The 24033-nt window shown below is 34.5% G+C and carries 22 protein-coding genes; 6 read left to right on the top strand and 16 right to left on the bottom strand.

The window, feature by feature from the left end; translation table 11 throughout:
• Positions 1-3 precede the first annotated feature (3 nt).
• The gene (locus tag VB796_RS17505; RefSeq protein ID WP_323347870.1) at positions 4-2196 is read right to left on the bottom strand and encodes a TonB-dependent receptor; all 2193 of its coding nucleotides are present in this window, start codon (positions 2194-2196) and stop codon (positions 4-6) included.
• A 241-nt stretch (positions 2197-2437) separates the two neighbouring features.
• Entirely contained in the window at positions 2438-3337 is a 900-nt protein-coding gene (locus tag VB796_RS17500) for a lanthionine synthetase LanC family protein (RefSeq protein ID WP_323347869.1), read from the bottom strand.
• A 565-nt stretch (positions 3338-3902) separates the two neighbouring features.
• Between VB796_RS17500 and VB796_RS17495 the strand changes: the two genes are divergently transcribed.
• The gene (locus tag VB796_RS17495; RefSeq protein ID WP_323347868.1) at positions 3903-5036 is read left to right on the top strand and encodes a sensor histidine kinase; all 1134 of its coding nucleotides are present in this window, start codon (positions 3903-3905) and stop codon (positions 5034-5036) included.
• 117 nt (positions 5037-5153) lie between these two features.
• Entirely contained in the window at positions 5154-5903 is a 750-nt protein-coding gene (locus VB796_RS17490) for a LytTR family DNA-binding domain-containing protein (RefSeq protein ID WP_323347867.1), read from the top strand.
• A gap of 432 nt (positions 5904-6335) precedes the next feature.
• Here the strand turns inward: VB796_RS17490 and VB796_RS17485 are convergent, their stop codons facing one another.
• The 14 genes from VB796_RS17485 to VB796_RS17420 form a co-directional block, all read right to left on the bottom strand.
• On the bottom strand, positions 6336-7526 hold the full coding sequence (locus VB796_RS17485) for a carboxypeptidase-like regulatory domain-containing protein (protein WP_323347866.1): 1191 nt from the start codon (positions 7524-7526) through the stop codon (positions 6336-6338).
• Between the two features lie 49 nt (positions 7527-7575).
• The gene (locus VB796_RS17480; protein WP_323347865.1) at positions 7576-8325 is read right to left on the bottom strand and encodes a hypothetical protein; all 750 of its coding nucleotides are present in this window, start codon (positions 8323-8325) and stop codon (positions 7576-7578) included.
• Positions 8326-8611: 286 nt separating this feature from the next.
• Complete coding sequence (locus VB796_RS17475; protein ID WP_323347864.1) at positions 8612-10966, bottom strand: TonB-dependent receptor; 2355 nt, start codon at positions 10964-10966, stop codon at positions 8612-8614.
• A gap of 192 nt (positions 10967-11158) precedes the next feature.
• The gene (locus tag VB796_RS17470) at positions 11159-11539 is read right to left on the bottom strand and encodes a hypothetical protein (protein WP_323347863.1); all 381 of its coding nucleotides are present in this window, start codon (positions 11537-11539) and stop codon (positions 11159-11161) included.
• Complete coding sequence (locus tag VB796_RS17465) at positions 11536-11988, bottom strand: hypothetical protein (protein WP_323347862.1); 453 nt, start codon at positions 11986-11988, stop codon at positions 11536-11538. Before VB796_RS17465 ends, VB796_RS17470 begins: the two co-directional genes overlap by 4 nt.
• Complete coding sequence (locus tag VB796_RS17460; protein ID WP_323347861.1) at positions 11985-12977, bottom strand: beta-ketoacyl synthase chain length factor; 993 nt, start codon at positions 12975-12977, stop codon at positions 11985-11987. The genes VB796_RS17465 and VB796_RS17460 overlap by 4 nt, the downstream gene beginning before the upstream one ends.
• Positions 12974-14161 carry a beta-ketoacyl-[acyl-carrier-protein] synthase family protein gene (locus tag VB796_RS17455; protein ID WP_323347860.1) on the bottom strand — a complete coding sequence of 396 codons (1188 nt, stop codon included), beginning with the start codon at positions 14159-14161 and terminating at the stop codon, positions 12974-12976. The genes VB796_RS17460 and VB796_RS17455 overlap by 4 nt, the downstream gene beginning before the upstream one ends.
• A 145-nt stretch (positions 14162-14306) precedes the next feature.
• Positions 14307-14945, bottom strand: a complete 639-nt coding sequence (locus VB796_RS17450) for a 4'-phosphopantetheinyl transferase family protein (protein WP_323347859.1) — start codon at positions 14943-14945, stop codon at positions 14307-14309.
• A 16-nt stretch (positions 14946-14961) separates the two neighbouring features.
• Positions 14962-15231, bottom strand: a complete 270-nt coding sequence (locus VB796_RS17445; protein WP_323347858.1) for a phosphopantetheine-binding protein — start codon at positions 15229-15231, stop codon at positions 14962-14964.
• 106 nt (positions 15232-15337) lie between these two features.
• Positions 15338-16030 (bottom strand): hypothetical protein, encoded by a 693-nt coding sequence (locus VB796_RS17440; RefSeq protein WP_323347857.1) that lies wholly within the window; start codon positions 16028-16030, stop codon positions 15338-15340.
• Positions 16027-17175, bottom strand: coding sequence for a beta-ketoacyl synthase N-terminal-like domain-containing protein (locus VB796_RS17435; RefSeq protein WP_323347856.1), 1149 nt, complete (start codon positions 17173-17175; stop codon positions 16027-16029). Before VB796_RS17435 ends, VB796_RS17440 begins: the two co-directional genes overlap by 4 nt.
• 12 nt (positions 17176-17187) lie before the next feature.
• Positions 17188-17610: an acyl-CoA thioesterase gene (locus tag VB796_RS17430; RefSeq protein ID WP_323347855.1), complete on the bottom strand. Its 423-nt coding sequence runs from the start codon at positions 17608-17610 to the stop codon at positions 17188-17190.
• Between the two features lie 5 nt (positions 17611-17615).
• Positions 17616-18344 carry a 3-oxoacyl-ACP reductase FabG gene (fabG, locus tag VB796_RS17425; RefSeq protein ID WP_323347854.1) on the bottom strand — a complete coding sequence of 243 codons (729 nt, stop codon included), beginning with the start codon at positions 18342-18344 and terminating at the stop codon, positions 17616-17618.
• A gap of 53 nt (positions 18345-18397) precedes the next feature.
• A complete protein-coding gene (locus VB796_RS17420; RefSeq protein ID WP_323347853.1) occupies positions 18398-20017 on the bottom strand; it encodes an aromatic amino acid ammonia-lyase in 1620 nt (539 codons plus the stop codon).
• A 259-nt stretch (positions 20018-20276) separates the two neighbouring features.
• Between VB796_RS17420 and VB796_RS17415 the strand changes: the two genes are divergently transcribed.
• The 4 genes from VB796_RS17415 to VB796_RS17400 all read left to right on the top strand — a co-directional run bounded on the left by VB796_RS17415 (position 20277) and on the right by VB796_RS17400 (position 23855).
• On the top strand, positions 20277-20669 hold the full coding sequence (locus VB796_RS17415) for a hypothetical protein (RefSeq protein WP_323347852.1): 393 nt from the start codon (positions 20277-20279) through the stop codon (positions 20667-20669).
• Positions 20670-20840: 171 nt separating this feature from the next.
• Positions 20841-21656 (top strand): MbnP family protein, encoded by an 816-nt coding sequence (locus tag VB796_RS17410; protein ID WP_323347851.1) that lies wholly within the window; start codon positions 20841-20843, stop codon positions 21654-21656.
• A 172-nt stretch (positions 21657-21828) separates the two neighbouring features.
• The gene (locus VB796_RS17405) at positions 21829-22926 is read left to right on the top strand and encodes a cytochrome-c peroxidase (RefSeq protein WP_323347850.1); all 1098 of its coding nucleotides are present in this window, start codon (positions 21829-21831) and stop codon (positions 22924-22926) included.
• 8 nt (positions 22927-22934) lie between these two features.
• A complete protein-coding gene (locus VB796_RS17400; RefSeq protein ID WP_323347849.1) occupies positions 22935-23855 on the top strand; it encodes a hypothetical protein in 921 nt (306 codons plus the stop codon).
• The last annotated feature ends 178 nt before the right edge of the window (positions 23856-24033 follow it).

Here is a 24033-nt window from a genome sequence, read left to right as displayed (position 1 = left end):
TGTTTAAAGTCTTCCGTTGATAATTTCATTGCTTCTGTCGATGCCAAAATTGATGAACAAACCGAGGAAAACAAATGGGTTATTTACTGGGGTAATTGCCGTTCGTTGAGAGGAATCGCTTTTTGAATAACTATATCCATATACTTGCTGATTTCCTAAAATATTACTCACCGTGAGGACTAAAACTGAAAATGTTTTTTTGATTTTTGGCAAATACGCTACGCTCAATCCTAAGTTGTGAAAATCTATTGTTTTGTCGCTTAAAAACTCTTCTTTCGGACGGTTTGGATTATAATATGGTCTTCCGCTGGCATACGTATAAGTTAAACCGATATTGGTTGCCAAGCCAGAAAAAAACTTCTTTACCACTGCCGATGCCGTATGATTTGCCGCAAAAGTTGGTTGAGCTAATTTGGCATAATTCAAAAACTCTCTCTGGGTGTCTAAATATGAATAAGTAAGCCAATAATCGAATCCTTTAAAGGTCTTTTTATCTCTCCAAAACAATTCTATTCCCTGAGCGTATCCTCTGCCGTTGTTATTAAAATCTGGAACGGTTTTGACTAAACGTTTATAGTCTTTGTAAAATAATTCTGTTCGGAACGAATGATAACTATCAGATTTTTGATACGTCAAAATATAGTGGCTTGCATTGGTAAATTCTAAATTTTGCTTTTGCCAAAGTAAATTATTGTCTGGTTTCTGATAAAATTCTCCATACGAAGCCGTCAGCACACTTGCATTCATAAAAGTATAGCCTAACGATGCTCTGGGAGCAATATTTGCTTTATCCATCAGCGAACTGTATTCGTATCTTAGCCCAATCCGTGCCGTCAAATTATCGGATAAATACGTATCAGTTTCTACAAAAAGAGCCGTTAAATTATCCGTTTGAGCCTTTTCAATCTGTTTTTTTACCGAAATGATTTTTTCATCATTATTCTGGAATTCAGTCCCAAAATGCAATTTTGAGCGATTAAAAATCTGTTTGGTCAAAACCCATTTGGCTTGTAAATAGCTTGAATTAAATTTCCCGACAGAATCAAAGACTGTAATTGAAGAATCTGTTCTGTATGCACGAATGGCATTATTGTCGTAATTTCCACTCCAAGAGAAACCTGCGTACATTTTCCAACCATTTTTCAAATGCTGTTTATAGGTCAAATTGGTATAAACATTTTTGCTTTTTATACTAATTTCGTCCTTAACACCCTCATAATCAGCATCATTCTGGGTTACGCCTACACTATTTGAACCAATACTTCCATAGAATTTTAGCATTCCACTCGTGCCAATTTTCTGTCTTGCAAAAAATGTTGCATCTAAATATTCTGGCACTTTGTCAAACTGCATGGCGGGTTTCATGAGTGAAAATATCGGAGCGAGATTTGTATAATTTACGCTTCCTCCCCAAGAATTTTTACCATTTCTATTGACTTTATTTACGCCTGCACCGAGCCAAAAAGGGGTTATCGTGAGGTCTGCACTGCTTTTTATTGGAATATCTTCAGAATCCAAAATTAAGGTTGAAGAAAGTGCTTGTCCGTACAATGCTGAATATCCGCCACTACTAAAAAACGAGCCTTTGAATAACCCAGGTGGAAACCGACTTCGTGACGCTACACCCGACGGCGAACTGTAATTGAAATTATTAACCACCAAACCATCAATGACCGTTTTGGTTTCGCTACCTGTTCCACCCCTGACGAATAAATCACCACTTTCGCCAATTTGTTGAGCTCCAGGTAGCGTTTTGAGAGCCGAAGTGATATTTCCATCACTCGCAGTGGTTAAAATATCTAAAGGTTTTAGGGTTGTTACTCGGCTTTTGTCACTACTGGTAAAAGCAGGGTTTCTTACCACAACTTCTTCAATTCGGGAGGCTTTCATCGTAAAAATCACTTCTACGTTTAGGCTTGCCCCTTTTGTAATTTCTATTGGAATAGTAACGTCGGCAAAACCTATCAAATGACAAACCAATTTTTGCTTTCCAAGTTCCTGTGTTTCAATCTGGAAAGAACCATCTTTCAAACTGGTTGCTCCGTCGTAAGTACCATCAATGGTGATACTTGCCCCGACCAAAGGATTGATTTTATTGTAGGTTGCCACACCTCGAATGTAGGCTTGCCCCCATGAAATGCTACCGTACAGGCACAGTCCAAACGTAAGGCAGACGAGCGTCTTCCATCGTAACATTTTAATATTTTTTAGTGCAAGTTAAAATCTTGCTTACCTTTGAAAATATGTAACCCACTGATTAATAGCGAGTTTAAACTCAACACAATCCAAAATATTCGGTAGTTTTAACAACTAAATTCTAATTAAGTAATCTGTCAATTTAGGCAATGTTTGATTATGCTGTAATAACTTGATTAATCACGAGTTCTAACACTAAATCCTAATAACTAAATCCCAACCCCTAATTAAGAGGTAATTTTTATCCTGCCAAATACGTAAGCAAAGGATTTATTTCTTCTTTTTCTAATGCTTGAAAAACCATCAGAATTCCTGCTAATCCGTCCAAAATATGGTCTTCACGACCAGTATAATAACCATTTTGTAATTCTGTTTCTAAGAATTTTTCAGTTCTCATTCGCCAATATTGGCTTGATTTCAGATAAGCTTCTTGACCTGTTGCTTGATAAAGAGCTTTGTACAAAACGACTAAGCCAATTGACCCATTTGCCAGCGAAGAGTCCGTAATTTGGGTTTGTTCTTCACGTACTCGGGTGGTTGAATGTAACCCGATATTCTCAGCGATTTCGTAATATTTGCTTTCTGAATAACCTTTTGACTGACGATAAAGCAATTTAACAAGGTGTAAGTCTCCGACAGTCCACGAGAGCGTATTATTGCTCGTCCAAGTGTCTTCATCAAATGCTTCAGGGAAAAATGAAAATTGTTTCCAATTGGCATTTAACTTCATTTTTTTACTTAATAAAAATTGCGTTGCCTTTTCGATAAAATCTTCAATTACTAAATCTTTTATCATTTCATTTTCTCGACCCAACCAGAGCAAAAGCCCCATTAATCCATTTTGAAAGGATAAATCAATTTCTTCGGTTTCAAAAAGGTTGTTCAAGAACGCATGAGTTTTGTCGAAATCGGTTCCAGATGTATTCCAAGACAGTTGAATTTTCATAAACCAATAGCTTGCTCTTTGGGCATTTTCCTCCCACCAAAAACCAGAAAATTGGTTTTGTTGATTCGGATTAATTTCCATTTTAATTTGATTGATAATTTCTTCGTATTGCTGTGAAAAAATTATATCAATTTGTTCTGAGCTAATTGAACCTATAAGTTCTTTTGCAAAATTTGGGATGTCTAACTGGTACATAAGTGCGTGATTTCAAGTCTTCATGGCAACATTCATCGTTAAATAGTTTTAGAGGTAAACTTGAGGTTTCTTTTACTTAAATAATAATTTTAATAGTTTTAGAGGTATTCTTTTTTATCTGTTTCAAAGGTCTTGAAATAAATTCAGAGATTAAACTTTATTATACTAAAAGGGTAGTTTTGCTATACGAATGAGTGGTTTTAGAAGATTTTTTTACTTTATAACATCCAAGTCTCAATTGAGAAAGAATGGTTACTTGTATTTAATTTTTGGTCTTCCAATTTAATGACATTGAATTTTTTGATAGCTAATTTTGAAGTTGAGGTTGAAGTTTTCATGGTCTTAATGATTTAGATTTTGAGGAATAATAAAATTTAGAAAAACTATTTATACTTAATAATATGCACTCAAGTTGTTATTTACTACTTAAACTTATTTATTTTAAATATTTTGTTGTTTTCTTGATTCAAAGTTGCCCTAAAAAATCGAGGTAGTAAATAAAATTATACTAATAGCACCTTTCCCTATACTTTTATGTATTTTCGCAGTAAAATGGTAAAAAATTATGATAAAAAAACTTCAAGACTGGTGGAATACCTATTATCAAAATCATAAGAAAGGTATATATTTTTTAGTCACTTTTTGGACTTTCTTTATCCTATTCAACGCTGGATTATATTATGCCTCTATCCATAATTGGAAAGATGTTTTGAGAGTATTTATTAATTTCCCATCATGGGCATTATTAGTATTTTTACCAAATTATCTCATTTTTAGATATTATTTTCAGAAAAGAAAATACCTTATAGGCTTAGGATTAATAATCATTGATATAATAGTTTTTCTGTTTTTGAGGTATCTTTTAAACATTTATCTTTATCCGCTTTTGGGTGTAAATACTTCTTATACAAATAGGACATTCAATTTGTCTTATTTTGTTATTGAAAGTGCCTATACTTTCTTACATAATCTTATCCTCGCTTACGGTTACGGATTTGCTAAACACGCCATTGCATTAGAGGTAAAAGAACGAAAACTAATCGAGGCAAATGCGAAACTGCAACATCAAAAAGATATGACGCAAATTGCTTTTTTGCAAGCACAGATAAATCCTCACTTTTTGTATAATACATTAAATTTTATCTATTCTGAGGCCATTATGGTTTCGGATTCGGTGGCGGAGTCAATCATGACACTTTCCAACATTATGCGTTATACACTCACGGAAACAGGCAAAGACACGCTGGTTTCGTTGTATTCTGAAATTAACCATATCAAGAATTACCTGAAACTACAAAAAATGAGATTTAGCAATGAACTATATCTTGATTTGACTATTGAAGGAGAAGAAAATATTAATCATTTGGAGATTTTGCCCTTAGTATTAATTTCTTTTATTGAAAACATTTTTAAACATGGAGACATTCATGACCCTAAAAATCCTGCAAAAATTATCATGATTGTGGAAGAAAACAGTTTATTTCTCTCTATTTATAACCGAAAAAATAAAGGCCCAAAAGAACATACAAGTGGCGTTGGCATGAATAATATCAGAACCAGAATGGATATTTTGTATGGCAATAAATATAACGTTAATATTTTTTTAGATACCGAAGATGAATTTGCCCTGGAATTTACTATTTCGGACATGGAAGAGGCTTTTAGAAATTTGAAAAAATATAAACTTATCAACAGGTGAAATTTTGACTTTTTAACGTAAATATTTTGATATTAGCCAAAAATATTAGATTTTTGATGAAAATACGCTTCCAAAAAATTACCATAGAACTCTAAATAACTAATAATAACTGATGCTATGATAAAATGTTTAATTGTTGATGACGAAAGACCTGCCATTAATATTCTGACAAAGTTTGTAAACGACACGCCATATTTAACTTTGGTGGGTAGCACAACGGATATAATGGAAGTACCCGCAATGGTGAAAACACAAAAAGCCGATTTACTTTTTTTAGATATTCACATGCCCAAACTAACTGGGCTCGACTTTTTGAAACTTCATGCCGATGAAAATTTGAAAGTAATTCTCACTACTGCTTATCCTCAATTTGCCTTAGAAAGTTATGAATTCCCCAATGTAGTGGATTATTTGATGAAACCCATTCCTTACGAAAGGTTTTTAAAAGCAACTGATAAGGTTTTGAATATTGTCAATCATCAAAAAATATCAACTGAAGGTCTGCCTGCTGAACAACAAGATTTTATTTTTGTTAAAACTGAACACAAAGGAAAAATTCAGAAGATTAATTTTTCGGATATTGTTTACATTGAAGGCATGAAAAACTACGTAACAATATGCACCGTAAAGGGCGATAGAATTGTTACGTATATTGGCATAGGGGAGATTGAAGAATCTTTACCCGTAAAAGATTTTTTGAGGGTACATCGCTCATATATCGTTGCGATAAAATCAATTGAAGCTCTGGACGGAAATGAGGTTATTATGAAAAATGCTCCTCGCATACCCACCGCAGGAAAATACAAAGACGATTTCTTGACGGTCTTCCAAAAAAGGATTGTTAATCTCAAAAATAAATTAGTGTAGTAGGTATTTGCAATTGTTGAAACATAAACGAGTCAAGTTTTTATTCCAAAATAGAAGCTGTTTAAACTTTCACAATAAGATTCTATTTTTGATTAAATTGAATCTTATTGTTTTAGCATATAAAGTATAGTCTTAGTTAGATTGTCTGACTGCGTTAAAATTTACTCGTCTGACTATCGTCTGACTGCGTTTAATTTACCCATCTGACTATCGTCTGACTACGTTTAATTTACTCGTCTGACTATCGTCTGACTACGTTTAAAATTCTATCCAGTCAGACGGTGTATAAAATTCTATCCAGTTAGGCGGGGTAACTAAAATGATTTACAAGTCCTATTTCTAAGAAATTTCAAAAGTTTAAACAGCTTTATACATAGAAACGCCGTCAGGATAATATTCTGACGGCGTTTCTATGTTTTTTTGAAATACCTTTTATTTATGAAAAGTCTCTTTGGATAATGAACTTGCTTCTTCCTGCAAAGAAATATTTTGCAGAACCGTTGTATAATTACCCCAGAAGTTTTCATCCATCGCTCCTACCGCTTTCAAAAATACGTCTGAGCGGTGAGCCTTAGGAGCATTTTTGGGTTTCTTTACCTCTTGCGTTTCAATATCAGTTGTGGTGAATTCCAGAGAAAGTTTAAAATCTTCTGTTTTCCCTTTTACAATTCTGTTCAATGTCATGGTATGAGCTACACTTTGAAGATAATATTTGCCCTCCATTTTCTCATAACGAACCTTCGTTTCTTTGCCTTTAAAAATGGTAGAATATTTACTTTTCTCCTTACTATTTTTTTGGAGGGCTGCATTATTAGACGCAAAATCTACCCCAACAAAGGCATTATCCTGTGTGTTAATATACAATTTACCTTGCAAAGCAGCCTCTTCTTCATTCTTCGGACTAAAAGAAATAACATAAACATCCTGATTATCTAAAGTGGTAACGTCTTGAACCTCAAACTTGAATTTTTCTACGTCATCAGGATTAATGAATGATTTATTTTGATGGACAATGTCAAACGTAATAGGCAAAAATGTACCTGAGTTGAAAAAAGTTTGCATCGAATCTAATACCATAAATTCCTTTTTACGAGACTGCAAAATATGAATTGTTCCATCAGCCGACGACTGATAAGATGGTTTGAAAACCTCTAAAACGGCTTCTGCTAAGTATTTGTATGTTAAGGTATTAGGGTCTTGAGAAACCTCCCGATAAAATCCCCTTAAAAGAGTTGGTGTTGAAAAATAATTATGCTCAATTTCTTTAATCGCACTTTTTACGATGGCTAACGCACTACTATATACTTTGACTTCGTTGAGAGCAACGGCACTTGATTCTAAATTGATTTTCTGAAAAATCGTATCTGACTTGGCTAATATTTGAGAATGGTTTTTGTATCCAATCGCTGAAAAAACAAGTGAGTTTGTCAATAATTTAACTGGAATTTTTAGGAGAAAATCACCTTTTTCATTGGTAGCCGTTCCGATATTTCCGATACGAAGATGAACCCCTTCGATGGGTGCTTGGGAGCTTAAATCAAGAACCTGCCCCTTGAAAAAATGATACTCTTGAGCAAAAAGATTAATTTGGCTGAAGAGTAATATAAAAATTATCTTATTCATATTTTACTGTATTAAATGCTTGACTATCTTTAGGTTAAATGCTATTTCATTATTTAAAAAAACTAACGATATTACCATTTAACTGTTTGAACATTCCCAAAAAGCGTTGTGCAATTCTAACTGGTAATACAGGAATAATAGGGATTCCATAGTCTTTTCGGTAACGATTTGCCCAAACATCTGATAAAAATCCGATGATAACTCCTGGGGCAATCCAAACAACTAAATCGGGAAAAAAACCATGATTGTTAGTAATCACAAAAGCTGTTACGGTGGCTGCATAAGACCCCATCATTCGTCCGATGTGCTGAAAAAACCAATTCATTTTTTCAACTTCTATTTTACCTTTAAATCTTAAAATATCTGTTCTGGCAATGGAAATACAAAAAAAACCAAAAACTACGAACAAAATACTAAGTATGGTTTTATGTTCAAAAAAATAATAATAAATACTTGATAAACACATTACGATACCACAAGATAGGGTAAAATAAGCCATACTCCAATCTATGAATTGAAAAGGTTTATCCTTCTTTTTAAAATTGAGAATTCGTTTTCCAGAGAAATTGAGATAAAAGCTAAAAATGGCAATCATCGTTAAAAATATAATACTTGGCGATAACCTAAATCGTAGTATTGCCGTAACACAAACCGTAAGCATTGCCCAAAAATACCACTGTCCAGCTTTACGATGAGACAAGCCTCCTTTTTTGGCAAAAATGGCAATCATTCCCGTTATCAAGGCAACTGTACCTGCGGTGATATGTAGGTAAAGGTCAATTTTTAAGATAGTCTCCATAGATAATCAGATTTATACATGAGCTAATTCTCTTTAAGTGTTTAATTCTACTTTGGCACTTTAAAAAAAGATGGAAATTTGGGTATTTACCGTTCAACTTCCCGAAAGTCAAATTTTTCCCATTTATTTAAAGTGCCAAAGTAGAATTAAGTAGGGGTCAGGATTTAGCCCCCCATCAATGGTTTATAAAATTCAGCCTGTACCTCAACCCTACTAAGTTACTGACAATCAATCATATAAAAACATTAAAAACTAATCCATAAATCCCAACACCTACTTAAAATCTTTAGAATTGAATTCTATAATTAAATGTCGGATAAAAACCTTGCTGAGTAGAGTAAACCAATTTTTTGGCAACTGGGTCTAATTTTTGGGTGTAAATATTGGCTCTTCCTGTAATATTCTGGAAATCAAAAAACCATTCTTCCATTACTTTTTTACGATTTAATCGGAACAAAATCTTTAAATCAGCCCTCAAATAATCTTTCATTTTTGCCCCATTGATATCATCGGTGTAATAAACTTTTTTCTCTTTCAATGATTTCTCAATGTCAAATGGCGTATAGCGTTTTCCTCCTGCGGCGGTTACTTTAAAATCAATGGCAAAAGTACCTCGTTTACTTACCTTAAATTCTCGTCCAGCCAAGATATTTCCAACATAATTTCCATTAAAAGTAGTATTTCGTTCTACACCATCGCTTCCTTTGTAAGTGCTTTCATAGAGCGATAATGTTCCTAAAAAATAATAGTTATTGATGAAATTTCTTTCAATTGTTAATTCTACCCCGTAGTTCTTTCCAGAACCTTTATTGACTAAATTTGTGATGCTCGGAGACTCAAAATTGGCTCCTTCATTCAACACTGAATAGGCTGACGATTGCGTTTGAACGGGTACATCTGAAAGTGATTGATAATAGGCTTCAGCTTTAAGTTTGGTATTTTTGCTAATGAAAGTTTCATAACCAAATATTGCTTGATTGCTCATGGTAAAACCCAAATTTTCATTAGGTCGAGAATAACCTGTATCATTTTTTAGGTTATTAAAATAAACTGCTAAATCCTGTAATTGGCTATGACGACCAACGCCTATGCTAAATGTATGGTTTTGAGTAGGCGAAAAACGAAGCCCCAAACGTGGCTCAAATGAGGTAGTTTTATTAAGTCCAAAGTGCTGAATATAGGCTCCCGTATTGATAACTAATTTATCTTTCACTTTCCATTGCCAGTTTGCATAAGCTCTTAATAAATAAGTGCTACCTTCAAATTCTCTCAATTTTTTAAAAGAATTTTTAGAGATAAAGGCACTGTCGGAGAAATCAACGCCAAGCCTATCTGCCATTAAGCCTATCACTAAAGTCTGTGAAGCACTCAATTTATTGGTTAAGGCTGTATGAAGCGACATTTTTGTCTGACTTGAATTGCTTCTATATTTGGCAAGCACTAAATCTTTCGCCACTGAGTCTGTGGCACTTTGTACGGCATTACCAGAAATGGCGATGGTAGTTTTCAGGAACGAATAATGACTGAGATGATAAGTATGTCCCAATCCCAAAACGCCCATTTGAGTATCATAAGTGGTATTTTCGCTTGAGTTACTATAAAAATCTTTCGTTCCGCTTGAGTCAGGTTTATTGATAATTCCACTTGTGCCACCCATTCCAAAAACAGTAAATCGTCCTGCTTTTTCGGTTGGAAAATCAAGTTTAAATGATAAATCCTGATACTTTGGCGTATTTGAGCCAGTACCAAAATTTAAGCCTATTTTTTGTAATAAACCCAACATTGAATAACGATAATTAACCAAATAGGACGCTTTTGAGGTTTTTGAAAAAGCACCTTCTGCTCCTAATTCTATTCCGTTAAATCCTACCTGACCAGTATATTCTCGTTTTTCGTTATTACCTGTGCGTAATTGTAAATCAAAAACACCTGCAATAGCATTGCCATAATTGGCGGGGAAAGCTCCTGTTAAAAAGGCTGAACGAGCTAAGAGATTGTTATTCAGCATGGTAACTGGGCCACCCGTTGCTCCCAAAGCTCCAAAATGACTTGGATTAGGAATATCAATTCCTTCAAAACGCCAAAGTAAACCTGTTGGAGAGTTTCCTCTGATAATAATATCATTTCGAGCATCACTATTCCCAACCACACCAGCAAAGTTGGCAACCATTCGTGAAGGGTCGTTTCTACTACCCGAAAACCTGCGAGTTTCTTCAATATCAAAAGTTTTGCCACTTACCGAAACCATTCCCTTTTCTATTGATGTTTTGGAGCGAGCAGCCGTTACAACAATTTCATTTCCGAGCGTAATTTGCTCTTCCATTTCGATGTCTAAAACCGTTTGTTTTCCTGCCGTGACTACAATATTTGATAATGTAATTTCTTTATAACCTACCGAAGATATTTTAATCGAATTTCTACCAAGTGGTGCATTTTTAATTCTGAAAATACCCTCATCATCTGTACTTCCACCTTTCAGAGGTTCTGTGCCAACTATGACAACATTTACACCAATCAAGGGCGTTTTTGACTGAGAATCTACAATTTTGCCTCTCAACATTTGAGTTACTTCTTCTTGTGCATGAAGATTTCCAAAAATCCCCGCAATGAAGATTATGGATAAAAAAATTACTTTTTTCATTAGATAAATTATTAAAGTTTTGCTAAACCAGATTTAGAATATTTTTAAATACTGGGTGAATGTACTATTTGTCGCAAGTTAAAAAAACTTAGTCCCTATTTAATGATTGATGAAGGGTCTTTCTCTCCAACAAGTACAGCCGCCTAATTAATTATTTAAAAATCAGTGGTTTACTCAAAAAACATTTTCACTTTATTGCTTTAAATACTCACCATCATATTTACAAAATGTGAGTTCTTTGCAAAATACAAGAGCTTTGATTTTTAATTCTTGGGGAGAATCGGTGGGTAGAAGTTGAATTTCTATGGTTATTTGAGGTGTAACATTTGGGTCAATCATTCCACTGAATTTTATATTTTTTGACCTCAAAAATATACACTTTTTACCCAAATGATTTTCTAATAGTTCTCTCACTAATTGTAAAGTACAAACACCTGGAACAATGGGTCTGAAAGGAAAATGACCTTTGTAAATTTCATGATTTGTATTGAGAGAGACTTCAAAAATCACTTTATTTTCATGCGTTTCTGTATTGATAATTTTCCCAAAATTATGCTCTAATAATGCTTTCATGCTTTTGTAGGGTTATCTAAAAATACTCTCATTTCACAGACCATTAAGTTTTTTTCATCAGCAAACGACTCACCTTTTATCACTAACATTTGTGGTAATTGCATCATAATTTCAATTTTTGTAGTGATGATTTCACTCACTTTTGGAAAATCAAAAATTGAAATTTCTTTGATTTGTACAATAAATCCGATTTGTGGTTTTTCATTTCTCAAAACCGATTCGTAGCCTGCTTTTAGGGCAATTGTTTGAGCAATATTTTCTATCAAACCAGATTCTTGCAATATGCCATCGTTGACTAAAACATTATCCGATTTTACTAAAAATTGAGAAATAGCCGTATTTTCTGTCGTTGCCAATAATGAATCAACCATGATAAAAGGTTCTTGTTGAGGTAGAAAAGTTGCTACATTTTCAACATTTACCAGTAAATCTATTTCGAGTATGTTCATGGTTTTGAAATTAGAAAAATACTATAATTTATATCGTTGTAATGATTAATAATCAGTACATTATTGACTGCTTTGGGAACTTCATCAAACAAACTTGAAGTATTATTTAAAAGCTGGACTGCCTGCCATAAAGCATAACCCGACGATGTATAATATTCTCCACATTGTTCTTTGAAATTCATTTTTGAATGATTGGCAAACTGATTATCTGATATATTCTTTAACTTAGCATCTAAGTTTTTATCACCACACGAACCCATCAGCACAAAATCTATATCATTGATTTCAAGAGTATTATCATTCAAAATATGATATATTTCGTCTATAATTTCAGTGTCATTTTCTGGACGATATAGCATTCTTAAATCTCTTAAAACTGCTTGCGTTTGTGTATTTGGTTCAGAAGAAATTTGTAAAAATGTTGCTCCTTCGCCCAAAACAACTCCTAAATCTTCCGTTTTATCTTTTAAATACCCCGCTTTTCTCATTTGAATGATGTAACTATCGACTAACTCATCCAAACCTCCGACCAATATATTTTTGTTTTCCAGATTCTCTTCCATCAACATTAAGGCATCCATTAAGGCACTTTCAAACGAAAATCCACGATGTACATAAGTCATATTATAGCCATAACATTTTAATTTTAAGGCTATTTGCCCCGCAATAGAATTTGGCAATGATTGAATAAATGGTGTAGGAGAATGAGTAGCATTTTCATTTTCGAGTAATGGTACCAAGAATTTATCAGAAGATTCTATTCCGCCCAATCCTGTTCCAACCAAAATGGCATCTACCTGCTCAGTTGCCGTTTCGTGGATACATTTTTGCGAAGCGTACATTCCCAATTTTACCAATCTTGACATACGGCGGAGTTCTCCACTATTTCCCAAAACTTCAGCAAAATTTGGGTCTGTTATTTTAAATGATGTATTGCCTACAACTTCCTGTGCAGCCATACAGTGAATACTGTTGATGTATGCTTTCATGATTTTGAGAAGATAATAGAAGAACACGAGCCACCCATGCCAGCAGAATTAGACATGATATGTTTTAAGGAAACTCCTTGCTGGGTAGTGCTGATGGGTATTAACCCGTGTTCTTCGATGGCTTGATTAAACCCTAAATTGGCGGGCATGAAATTGTTATTGATTGATAAAATAGAAAACACGGCTTCAATAGAGCCTGAAGCCGCTAAAGTATGTCCCGTAAAACTCTTTGTAGAACTAAATGAAATGCCCTCGGTGAATGTTTCCTTAATCGCCCAGCCTTCGGTAAGGTCGTTATTGGGAGTTGCCGTTCCATGAGCGTTGAGATAGTTAATATCTGTGGTGCTTAAAGATGCCGTTGTTAGGGCTGCTTTCATTGCCAATTGCAAACCGTAGCCATTGGGTGATGATGCAGTTTGATGAAAAGCATCATTACTACTTCCATAACCACTGATTTTTGCTAATATTTTACTTTTATCTTTAATTGCTTTCTCTGATTCGAGGACTAAATACGCTGCTCCTTCTCCCAAATTAATTCCTTTTCTTCGAGCGTCAAAAGGCAAACAAGCTTCTGTGTCTAAAAGCATGAGAGCATTAAAACCGTTAATCGTAAACTTGCAAAGAGCATCTGAACCTCCCACAATTACACGGTCTAAAATTCCTTGCTTTATCATTCTTGTACCTAAAATAATGGCATTTAATGAGGACGCACAAGCGGTATTGATGGTTGTAACAAACCTTTTTATTTTTAATGAATTGGCAATAAATTCGGTACTGTCTCCCATATCATTCGAACTCACAAAGTCCTCATAATCAATACCTTTTAAGTATTTATCGAAATGTCGTTCAGTATTAACCATTCCGCCGACTGTTGAGGCAGAAATAAATCCAGTTTTATAGGTTTTATCGACAATTTCAATCCCTGACTGTGCCACCGCATCTTGAGCTGCCCAAAGCCCTAACAAACTGGTACGAGTTGGAATTTTATCAGAAATTCCAAAACGATTTGCCAAATCTTGATTACTCATTTTGATTTCTCCTGCCACGAATTTTTGTTTAAATTCTGTTTCGACGAAATCCATGTAAGTCAAGCCAGATTTTTCATTTTGAAGATGATAAAGTGTCTGGTTTATGTCGTTGCCAAGAGCCGAAATACAGCCCATTCCTGTGATGTAAATATTCATTATTTCAGAGATTTATTGCACTGTTTAATAAGTTTTTTCAACTTCCCGAAAGTGGAAAAAACTTTAGGGAAGTCCCCCAATCAAACATTTTAGGGTGAAAATTATTCAGAAAACTTATAAAACATTGTATTTATTGGGAAATAACCTATCCTTTAAAACTGATTTTTACTCGTTGATATTCGCTGATGGGTTCGTTTGTTGCGACGTGCATCATATAGTTTTTGTCTAATGGAATTTCCTGCAAAAACCATTTTACACGTTCTACAAATCCTTGATTATTTTTGATAATTATTTCTTTCAAAGGAATATTCAAGCCTCGTCCATCAGCTTTCACTACGGCTTCTTTTTTAGTCCAGAGTCGGTAAAATTGCTCTTGTGTATTTTCATTTTGGTGTAATTCTGCCCATTCATCTTGGTTAAAAAAACTCTGTAAGAATTCTAATGAAATAGGCTTAATCTTCTCAATATCAATGCCAATGCTATATTTTTTGCTAAAAGCACAAACGGCATATTGAGCAGAATGAGAAATATTAAAATCAAAATCTTGCACAATATTTGGTCGTCCCGTTGGCGACTGTTTTATCATATCAATCGCCTGAGGAAGTCCATTTCTTTCAAAGGATTCTTTCAAAAGTAAATAACCCAAAAGACTGGTTTGGATTTTTTCACGACTAACTTTTCTTTCGATTCTATCCCTAATTATTGGGGGTAATTGCTGGCGACACCACTCCCAAAATAAGGGAGTCATCACTTCTGATTTTTGGGTGTAATAGATAGCCAACATCGTTGTAAAAGTTTAATTAAGCAACCACTGAAGAATTTTCAAGAACGTAGTCTGCTAAAGTGCTTAGCGATTTGAAATGCTCTTTTACATCTTCAGGATTTCCTACTTTGATATTATAATTTTTATCCAATAAAACGACCAATTCAAGGGCATCAATTGAATCAAGTCCAAGTCCCTCATCGCCAAATAAAAATGAATCTTCGGTGATAGTTTTAGGGTCAATATCCAAATTTAATTGCTGGATAATTTGAATTTTTAATACGTCAATTAGTGCTGATTTTTCCATGTTAGTAAATATCTAAGAGGTTGATTTTAAATTGTGTACGAATTTATTTGCAAAGAATGGCGATTGTAAATAATTTATACAAATAGCCATTTTAACGATACTATTATCAATATTCGGAGGAAATAGTTTCTGATACAAAAGGTATTTTATGGCAATTTTCTGTAATTTCTTCGGCTGAATGTTGTTTCAAAGCTAAAATATTTTCTGCCGTATGTTCACCCCAAAGAGTAGATTTTCCTGTACCTACGAAATAGATAAATGCTTCATAATTTCCTGGATGTGCGTCCACCCAGCCACCAATACAATGCTCAATAATTCGCTCTTTAAAAAGATGATTTGTATATTTTTCTAAGGTTTCAGGGTCAAATTTATCCGAAATAAAAAGGGTATTTTCATTGCTAAATCCATGACGAATACTCATTTCTCCCATCATAATATTGGGCAAAGTATATACAAAAACGGCTGGGCTTGGGAAGTGGGCGTTTTTATCTTGAATACTCCGTTGATGCGTTAAATCTGCTACCAAACTGGACGATTTATTACCGAGTACAATCCCGACTGAATCTTTATTTATATCTTTAAGAATCAAACCCTTACAAATAAATTCGGTAGCAACAAAAGCTATTTTTGCCAAAATATCCATTTTGAAAAACTTTGGATAATCTATTTGCAAAAAACGATAACTTTCATTCAAAAACTCATTGGATTCCAATTGATTATCAAGATGAAAGACCATTTTGCCATCCAAACTAATAGTCTGTTGGCTGATATGACAAATGTGTTGGATGGATGTTTTCATAGGTTTATTTTGCTAAATAATACGGCAGCATTGCAACCACCAAATCCTGAAGATGTCTTTAAAAATGAACGCAATGGTTTGTTTTCTACCGACTTGATGGGATTGAGATTTTGAACCGTTCCAGATACCTCAAATCCCTTAGAAATAATGGTCTGATTATGTTGTAAAGATGCAATTCCCATGACCGATTCCAAAACACCTGCCGCCCCTAAAGTATGCCCAAAATAGCCTTTTAGACTATGAATGGGTACAAAATTCAAATCAGCCCTTGCCAATGCCTGCGACTCCATATCGTCGTTATAACGAGTAGCCGTTCCGTGAGCAGAAACGAAGTCAATATCTTCTAAATCAGACACTTCTGATATTTTTTGAATGGCTTTTAATAGCCCTTGCCCCGTGCGTGAAGGAGCAGAAATATGAGTTGCATCGTTTGAGCTAAAGCCTGCTTTAACGATAATTTGGTCTTTGTCTTCATTAGATTTATTACTTAAAATAACCGTTGCCGCACCTTCTCCTAAATTTACTCCTTTGCGATTATCGTCAAATGGTTGGCAAGGTTCGGCACTCAACGCATTGAAAGCCTTGAAGCCCGAAACGGTAAACTTAGTGACCAAATCTCCTCCCAAAACCACTACATTATTATAAATTCCTGCATCAATGAATCTTTTGCCCACCAAAATCCCCTGAGTGCCTGATACACAAGCATTTGAAACTACAATTGGTTTATTTTCAAAACCTAAAAACTCAGCAATTTTATGAGCCGTTTCAGCAAGTAAAAGTCCTACATCAAAACGTTGATTTTGAACAATATTCTCCAATAAATCAATATTCCCTTTGGTCGAACAAAATATCAAAACCGAATCTTTTCCCAAACAATTATAAGTAGTTTGTTTTAGGGCATCGGCAACTGACAGAATACACATTTTTTCTAATTTAGAGTATTCGTCTTTGAAGTCTCCAAAAACTTTAAATCGCTGATTCACAATACTTTCTTGCATTTTAGAAACACAAAAAAGCTCGTTGGTAAAATCAAATTCTTGAAAGCTTAATCCTGATTTTTGAGCTTGAATATGCTCGAAATTATCTTCTGTACTAAATCCCAAAGGACTAACTACATTGGTGGCAATGACGTAGGTATTTTTCATAATCCATGAAAATTAGGCAAACCATTTTTTCTTCCAATTTTGGACAAAATCAGGTAGCGTGAGTTGTAATATTCCTTTGGTATCTAAAAAAACTTGGGTAGTAGTGGCAGTACACAATACTTTGGAATTGGTTGGAGAAATTAACCGATATTTGAAAAACAATTTGGCAGTTTCTGTTTCCACAAAAGTGGTTTCAACCAAAACGCTATCGCCATAATACAAAGATTTTTTGTACTGAATTTTCAAATCAACGATTGGAGCAAGATAGCCTGCTTTTTGTATGTGTATATAGCTAAGACCAAACTTTTGCCCAAAATCTTCACGCCCATCTTCCAAATATTTGACGTAATTTCCGTGCCAAACGATTGACATAGAATCCACTTCATTAAAGCGAACGAGAACTTCTTTGGTAGAAGTCATTTGTAAAGTTTCCATATTATTTAAGAATGTAATCCTCCGTTTACTTCCAAAACTTGACTGGTAATGTATGACGCTTTTGAAGAAGCTATAAATCCGACTAATTCAGCAACCTCTTCAGGTTCGCCAAAACGTTTCATCGGAATCATTCCTTTATGGGCTTCTTCACTAATATCATGAATCATATCGGTACGAATAAAACCTGGTGCAATGGCATTGACTGTAATATTTTTACGTCCAACTTCTTGTGCCAAAGCCTTTGTTGCACCAATAATAGCTGCTTTTGAAGCTGAATAATTGGTTTGCCCCGGTAAACCCGTAAGTCCAGAAAGCGATACAATATTGATTACTCGCCCATATTTTTTCTTTATCATCTCTCTGATAATCAAGCGAGTAACATTATAAAAACCTCCAATTCCAGTATTCATCACGCCATACCATTCTTCATTAGTCATCGACATCAATAAGCGGTCTTTTCTGATTCCCGCATTATTAACCAAAACCTCAATTCTTGCCTCTGGGTTATTGCTTATCCAAGTATTGATGGAGTCGTCCACCTGCGTTTGGTCGGCAACATCAAACTGTAAAATTTCAGCTTTAACGCCTTTTTCAATAAGTTCTGTTTGTACTTCACGAGCTTTTTCTTCATTACTGACGTAGTTTATCAGCACATTATAGCCCATTTCTGCCATTTTTAAACAAATGGCTCTACCGATTCCACGAGAACCACCCGTAACTAATGCGTATTTCATATTTTTGGATTAACCTTTTTCTATATACGTTTGATAAGTTTGTTCAATTTTACTTAAACAGGACAACATTCTACTTCCATTTCAATTTCTGTATTTGCTTCTTCAGCATTCACCATTTTACAGCCTTTTGAGGTAATGTCAATGGTGGTGGTGTATAAATAATCTTTGACTGCTCCAATTTTTGGATACATGATGGTATCGTTAGAAAACACAGGAACGAGTTCTCGGAGTTGCTGATAAACTCTTTGTGAGCAACTTGACAATTTATCTTCAAAACCCAAATAATCAACGGCTTGAATGATGGTCAGAAATTCAACTGCCAAAATTTGGAAGGTATTTTCGATGACTTTACTCGCCAAAAGTGCCGCATTTGTTCCCATGCTCACAATATCCTGGTTATCATTATTATTCGGAATACTATGCACGTACATCGGGAAAGACAAAGTTTGATTTTCGGCAACCGTTGAAGTCGCCACAAATTGAGCTCCTTGCATTCCAAGATTGAAACCTAATTTTCCTAAATTGACAAATGGCGGTAAAATTTGATTTAGTTTATCGTTCAATAAATAGTTCAATTGACGTTCAGAAAGCATGGATAATTTGGTAATGGCAGTTTTCAGTTTATCCATTTCGAGAGAGACATAATCACCGTGAAAATTCCCGCCGTGATACACATCGCCACGTTCAGCATCCACAATCGGATTATCATTTACCGAATTTACCTCTGCAATTAACACATTGATAACCTGCTCGATGGTGTCATGAATTGGGCCCAAAATTTGAGGAACGCATCTGATAGAATAATACTCTTGCATTTTTTCTTTCAAGACATTCACCGTCACTTTCTTTTCGTAATGGTGCTCTCTCCTATTTCTCACTAAAGTGCTGTCTTTAAGCACACTACGCATTTTTTTAGCCACATGAGCTTGACCTTCGTGCAGTTTAACGGCATTGAGTTCGTAAGAATAATGGTCGTCGAAAGATTCCACCAATTCAACAATCATTGCAGACGCAAGAATACTCCAATTCATCAGGTTTTGAGCATGAATTGCGTTGACAATTCCGATGCCTGTCATGGCTGATGTTCCGTTCATAAGTGCCAAGGCTTCACGCAAACGAATTTTGAAGGGTTCTAAACCTAAATCTTGAATGACAACTTCCGTATTTTGAATATTTCCTTTCAAATCGCTCACTTTTCCTTCACCAATTAAGGATAAAGCTAAATGAGATAATTGAACCAAATCACCACTTGCTCCAACGCTCCCGTGTTCGTAAATAACAGGTAAAACATCGTTATTGATATACTCACAAAGGAGTTCTACCAACTCAGGATGTACGCCCGAATAGCCTTTCAGAAGGGTATTTAAACGAGCCACCATTAAGGATTTTACAAAAATAGGTGAGATAGCATTTCCCATTCCTGTGGTGTGACTTCTGATTAAATTATATTGCAATTGTGTTTGCTCTTCTTCTTCGATACGATACTGAGCCATTGGACCAAAACCAGTATTGATACCATAGATGAGCTTATTTTTAGTAAAGTCCGCCAAAAAATTATAGCATTTTTCCACTCTCTTGGTGGCTTTATTACCAATTTCGATATTAGCGTCTTCAAATAAAATTTTCTTAAAATCTTCGAGGGTCAGATGGTCATTACCAATCGTAATTTTCATGTCAGTATGGTTTTCAGTTTAGTAATTTTAATTATCAATATGGTTTATCGGTAATCGGGTGTTTTTCACATTTGAAAATTACTAAATCGGATATGTCCCCTAAAAAAAATTATACTAAAACCCATTTTTAACTATACTAATTTGATTTTTCAAGATTTGAAACGCATCCCATTTTCATGATTTTTATCAGCAAATTTGACATTCGAGGCATCAACCTATTATTTCGTCTGTATATTTGTGCCGAATTTTAGAAAACTCCATGACGGTAAAGAACTACATAGCGTTATTTTTATTGGTACTTATCAGTATCAAAACGCTACTTGTGCCTGTTGTTTATTTGGACTTTGAGTTACGACGAGATTTTATCATTCAAAATCTTTGTGAAAACCGTTTCAAACCTCAATTAAAATGTAACGGTCAATGTTATTTAGCGAAAAAACTTCATAAAATAGCTGAAGATAACGCTACCAAACAAACGGAAAAACAAGGTCAATCTATTAAGAAAATTTTGGAAGAAGTTTTTGAAACTACTACCTTTTCTGCGTATCATTTAGATGTAAAACAAATCTTCCCTAAATCTAATTTTACTTACCAATTATCTATTTATACTGTTTTTACCACTTCATTTTTTCACCCTCCGTGCTTGGCGTAGGTCATTTTGACCCATCATTTAAGGCTTATAAAGCCTCCTTCTTTCTTTATGTGTAATTTTTTGTGTGTAAGATTTAGTCTTTTCAGCTAAATACTTTACATAAAGCATTGCGTATTCCCCTAACAATCAATGGATTGCTTTTGCAACTCCAGTAATTTCTTATATTCAAAAATGAAAACGAATAAAATTTTATCAATTATAGCCTTATTAGGTCTTCTTTCTTTCTCAATTGTTTCGTGTAAAAAAACGGATGAAATTAATCCTAACGATAAAAACTCCATTGTTCTATCTTTTGAAAATCGTGTGGGTGACAAAACTTTAGTGTTGGGTACGGGGGTTTATAAAAATACTTCTGGAGAGAATTTTACGATAACAACGCTCAATTATTTTATCTCAAATGTTTCGTTCAAAAAAGAAGATGGAACAGTCGTAAAATCTCCGAATGATTACTTTTTAGTTCGTCAATCAGTAGCATCTTCGCTCAATGCTGAGTTGAAGGATATTCCCGCAGGCAATTACAAAGAAGTAACTTTTACGGTTGGCGTAGATAGCGTAAAAAGTATTTCGGATGTAAGCCAGCGTATTGGCGTACTTGACCCAACTTCTTATGGCAATGATAATATGTATTGGGCTTGGAATTCGGGTTATATCTTCACTAAAATAGAAGGAATTTCGTCAGTTGTTCCAAGCAATTCAGCAGGCTTAAAGAAATTTGAATACCATGTTGGCGGCTTTGGAGGTAGAACTTCCGCTACCATTAATAACCTTCGTACAGTCACATTATCGTTTGCAGATGCCGCCACTGTACGTGCCAATATTGCCCCAGAAGTTCACCTTTTTGCTGATGTTTCTAAAGTTTTTGATGGGGTAACTACCTTAAAACTAACCTCAACAAATGTGGTTCATGGCATGGCAGCAGCTACTCCGATTGCCAATAATGTTGCCAAAATATTCTCAGTTGACCATATTCATAACGTGGCTCATTGATAACCATTTCACCTCTAAATCAATAAGAAATGTGGCTGAAAAGAACGGATAACGTCTTTCAGCCACTTCTAAGTATTACGTTGAGCATGATAAAGTTTAGTAAATGTCTTTTCTTTTTGCTTTAGCGGTAACTGTTTTAATTTGAAAAATGATTCATCAAAATTGACATTTCATGAGAACACTTAAAATTACTTCATTGATAATAATTATATTTTTATGTAGTGAATGTTCAAAGACTGAATCTGTAACTATTCAGCCCGAAAAACTATTTACTGCTCCAAATAATTTCCCAAAACCAACTTATAATTTAGATAAAAATCCAATCACACAAGAAGGTTTTGAACTTGGAAAAAGTCTGTTTTATGATGGAATTCTTTCCAGAGATGGTTCAATGCCTTGCGGAGAATGTCACAGACAAGATTATGCTTTTACGCATCATTTGCACGATTTGAGTCATGGAATTGATAACCAAATTGGATTAAGGAATGCTCCTGCTCTTCAAAATTTGGCTTGGGAAAAAACATTTGGTTGGGACGGTGGCGTATTTGATTTAGACCTTTTCTCGATTTCTCCCATTGAAAATCCAGTAGAAATGGATGAAAAAACAGGAAATGTGCTTGAAAAACTTCGCAAAACGTCTAAATATCCAGCCATGTTCAAAAATGCTTTTGGCACAACAGAAATTACGTCTGAACGGTTTTTAAAGGCACTTTCTCAATTTATGTTATCGCTGGTTTCAGTAAATTCTCGATACGATAAATATATGAGAAAAGAAGCAGGAGCAACATTATCAGAAACCGAATTATCAGGTTTGTCCATTTTTAAACAAAAATGTGCTTCTTGTCATGCAGGGGAATTATTTTCGGATGGAAGTTTTAGGAATAATGGCTTACCTCCTACCGAACGCACTCAATCTATTATTACGATTGTGAACGGTGAAAAAAAAGTAACCTTAGTTCCTGTTTATGACAACGGACGTGCCAATGTTACGGAACAAGCTGAAGACAAAAATAAATTTAAAGTACCCAGTTTACGAAATATCGAAGCATCTAAGCCATATATGCACGATGGGCGATTTCAAACTTTGGAAGAAGTTTTAAATCATTATAGCAACTCTGTGACAAATACTCAAAATCTCGACCCGATTTTATACCAAAATGGGCAATTGGGCATAGCACTTACTACCACAGAAAAAACTCAAATTATTGCATTTTTAAAAACGTTAACCGACCGTCAATTTTTAGCAGATAAACGGTTTACGCCACAATGAAAACAGACATGAAAAACAACATTTATATTATTTTACTGCTTTGCCTTTGGGGAACGAGTCAAAAAACATTGGCTTGTGACCTTTGCGGTTGCGGAAATGGCGGTTCTTTTTGGGGAATCATGCCACAGTCACACAAGAGTTTTGTGGGCTTGCGTTATGGATATCGCAGTTATGATTCTCATGTCAAAAGTGTGAATTTACAAACCCAAGAACAATTTTGGAAAACCGAATTATGGGCAAGAGTTTACCCTCTCAAAAAAGTGCAGGTATTAGCTTTTATTCCTTACAATTTCAATAAACAGACTATCGTCAAAACAGGAAAACAACTTGATATTCAAGGTATTGGAGATATGTCTTTATTGATAAATTATAATTTAATCAATACTTTAACTGATACACTTCAGCATCAATTTCACCATAATTTATTAGTGGGCAGTGGCTTTAAATTACCGTCAGGAAAGTATAAATATGATTATTTGAGCGATAGCGAAGTGGCAAACCCAAATTTTCAATTAGGTACAGGAAGCACCGATTTTACACTTAATGTATTCTATACCATGCGTTTCAAGAAATGGGGTATGAATTCTGATTTTTCGTATAAAATGAATTCCCAAAACGCTAATGAATATCGTTTTGGGAATCGGATAAATAGTAATATTTCAGTAATTCGTTTTGTCAATATAAACCCTAACTTAATGCTTATTCCCAATATTGGATTTGCGTACGAAAACGCTGCCTATGATGTTGATAGAGGTATCCAAAATACCAGAACAGGCGGTGAAGCCCTTTTGGGTAGTTTTGGGTTAGAATCTTACCATAAAAAAATATCTGCTGGTATCAATTACCAAAGTCCAATTACTCAAAACTTAGCTAATGGAGAGTTAAAAACCAATAGTCGCTTAAACGTACATTTTACCATTATGATTTAAGAATCAGTTGAGATGAAACAAATTAAATATTCCCATAAATCTACTTTACTTTGGTGCTTTATAATTTGTACCAAAAGAGTCGTAAGTTCGAGAGATTTTGTAACCCCAAAATTTATTTCGGGAAAATAACGAAAATTGAATCAACGTTCCGAATAAACGGGATAATTAAAGATTTACG

The organism is Arcicella sp. LKC2W (assembly GCF_034931005.1).
Taxonomy (GTDB): Bacteria; Bacteroidota; Bacteroidia; order Cytophagales; family Spirosomataceae; genus Arcicella.
Note: the sequence above shows the minus strand (reverse complement) of the source record. Positions and strands in the feature narration are given on the sequence as shown.

Coding starts and splice junctions, on each gene's coding strand:
- VB796_RS17440 (WP_323347857.1), bottom strand. CDS start 16,030: ATGAAAACATCCATCCAACACATTTGTCATATCAGCCAACAGACTATT.
- VB796_RS17505 (WP_323347870.1), bottom strand. CDS start 2,196: ATGTTACGATGGAAGACGCTCGTCTGCCTTACGTTTGGACTGTGCCTG.
- VB796_RS17460 (WP_323347861.1), bottom strand. CDS start 12,977: ATGAAAGCATACATCAACAGTATTCACTGTATGGCTGCACAGGAAGTT.
- VB796_RS17420 (WP_323347853.1), bottom strand. CDS start 20,017: ATGAAAATTACGATTGGTAATGACCATCTGACCCTCGAAGATTTTAAG.
- VB796_RS17480 (WP_323347865.1), bottom strand. CDS start 8,325: ATGGAGACTATCTTAAAAATTGACCTTTACCTACATATCACCGCAGGT.
- VB796_RS17430 (WP_323347855.1), bottom strand. CDS start 17,610: ATGGAAACTTTACAAATGACTTCTACCAAAGAAGTTCTCGTTCGCTTT.
- VB796_RS17490 (WP_323347867.1), top strand. CDS start 5,154: ATGATAAAATGTTTAATTGTTGATGACGAAAGACCTGCCATTAATATT.
- VB796_RS17475 (WP_323347864.1), bottom strand. CDS start 10,966: ATGAAAAAAGTAATTTTTTTATCCATAATCTTCATTGCGGGGATTTTT.
- VB796_RS17455 (WP_323347860.1), bottom strand. CDS start 14,161: ATGAATATTTACATCACAGGAATGGGCTGTATTTCGGCTCTTGGCAAC.
- VB796_RS17485 (WP_323347866.1), bottom strand. CDS start 7,526: ATGAATAAGATAATTTTTATATTACTCTTCAGCCAAATTAATCTTTTT.
- VB796_RS17450 (WP_323347859.1), bottom strand. CDS start 14,945: ATGTTGGCTATCTATTACACCCAAAAATCAGAAGTGATGACTCCCTTA.
- VB796_RS17470 (WP_323347863.1), bottom strand. CDS start 11,539: ATGAAAGCATTATTAGAGCATAATTTTGGGAAAATTATCAATACAGAA.
- VB796_RS17415 (WP_323347852.1), top strand. CDS start 20,277: ATGACGGTAAAGAACTACATAGCGTTATTTTTATTGGTACTTATCAGT.
- fabG (WP_323347854.1), bottom strand. CDS start 18,344: ATGAAATACGCATTAGTTACGGGTGGTTCTCGTGGAATCGGTAGAGCC.
- VB796_RS17495 (WP_323347868.1), top strand. CDS start 3,903: ATGATAAAAAAACTTCAAGACTGGTGGAATACCTATTATCAAAATCAT.
- VB796_RS17500 (WP_323347869.1), bottom strand. CDS start 3,337: ATGTACCAGTTAGACATCCCAAATTTTGCAAAAGAACTTATAGGTTCA.
- VB796_RS17400 (WP_323347849.1), top strand. CDS start 22,935: ATGAAAAACAACATTTATATTATTTTACTGCTTTGCCTTTGGGGAACG.
- VB796_RS17465 (WP_323347862.1), bottom strand. CDS start 11,988: ATGAACATACTCGAAATAGATTTACTGGTAAATGTTGAAAATGTAGCA.
- VB796_RS17445 (WP_323347858.1), bottom strand. CDS start 15,231: ATGGAAAAATCAGCACTAATTGACGTATTAAAAATTCAAATTATCCAG.
- VB796_RS17405 (WP_323347850.1), top strand. CDS start 21,829: ATGAGAACACTTAAAATTACTTCATTGATAATAATTATATTTTTATGT.
- VB796_RS17435 (WP_323347856.1), bottom strand. CDS start 17,175: ATGAAAAATACCTACGTCATTGCCACCAATGTAGTTAGTCCTTTGGGA.
- VB796_RS17410 (WP_323347851.1), top strand. CDS start 20,841: ATGAAAACGAATAAAATTTTATCAATTATAGCCTTATTAGGTCTTCTT.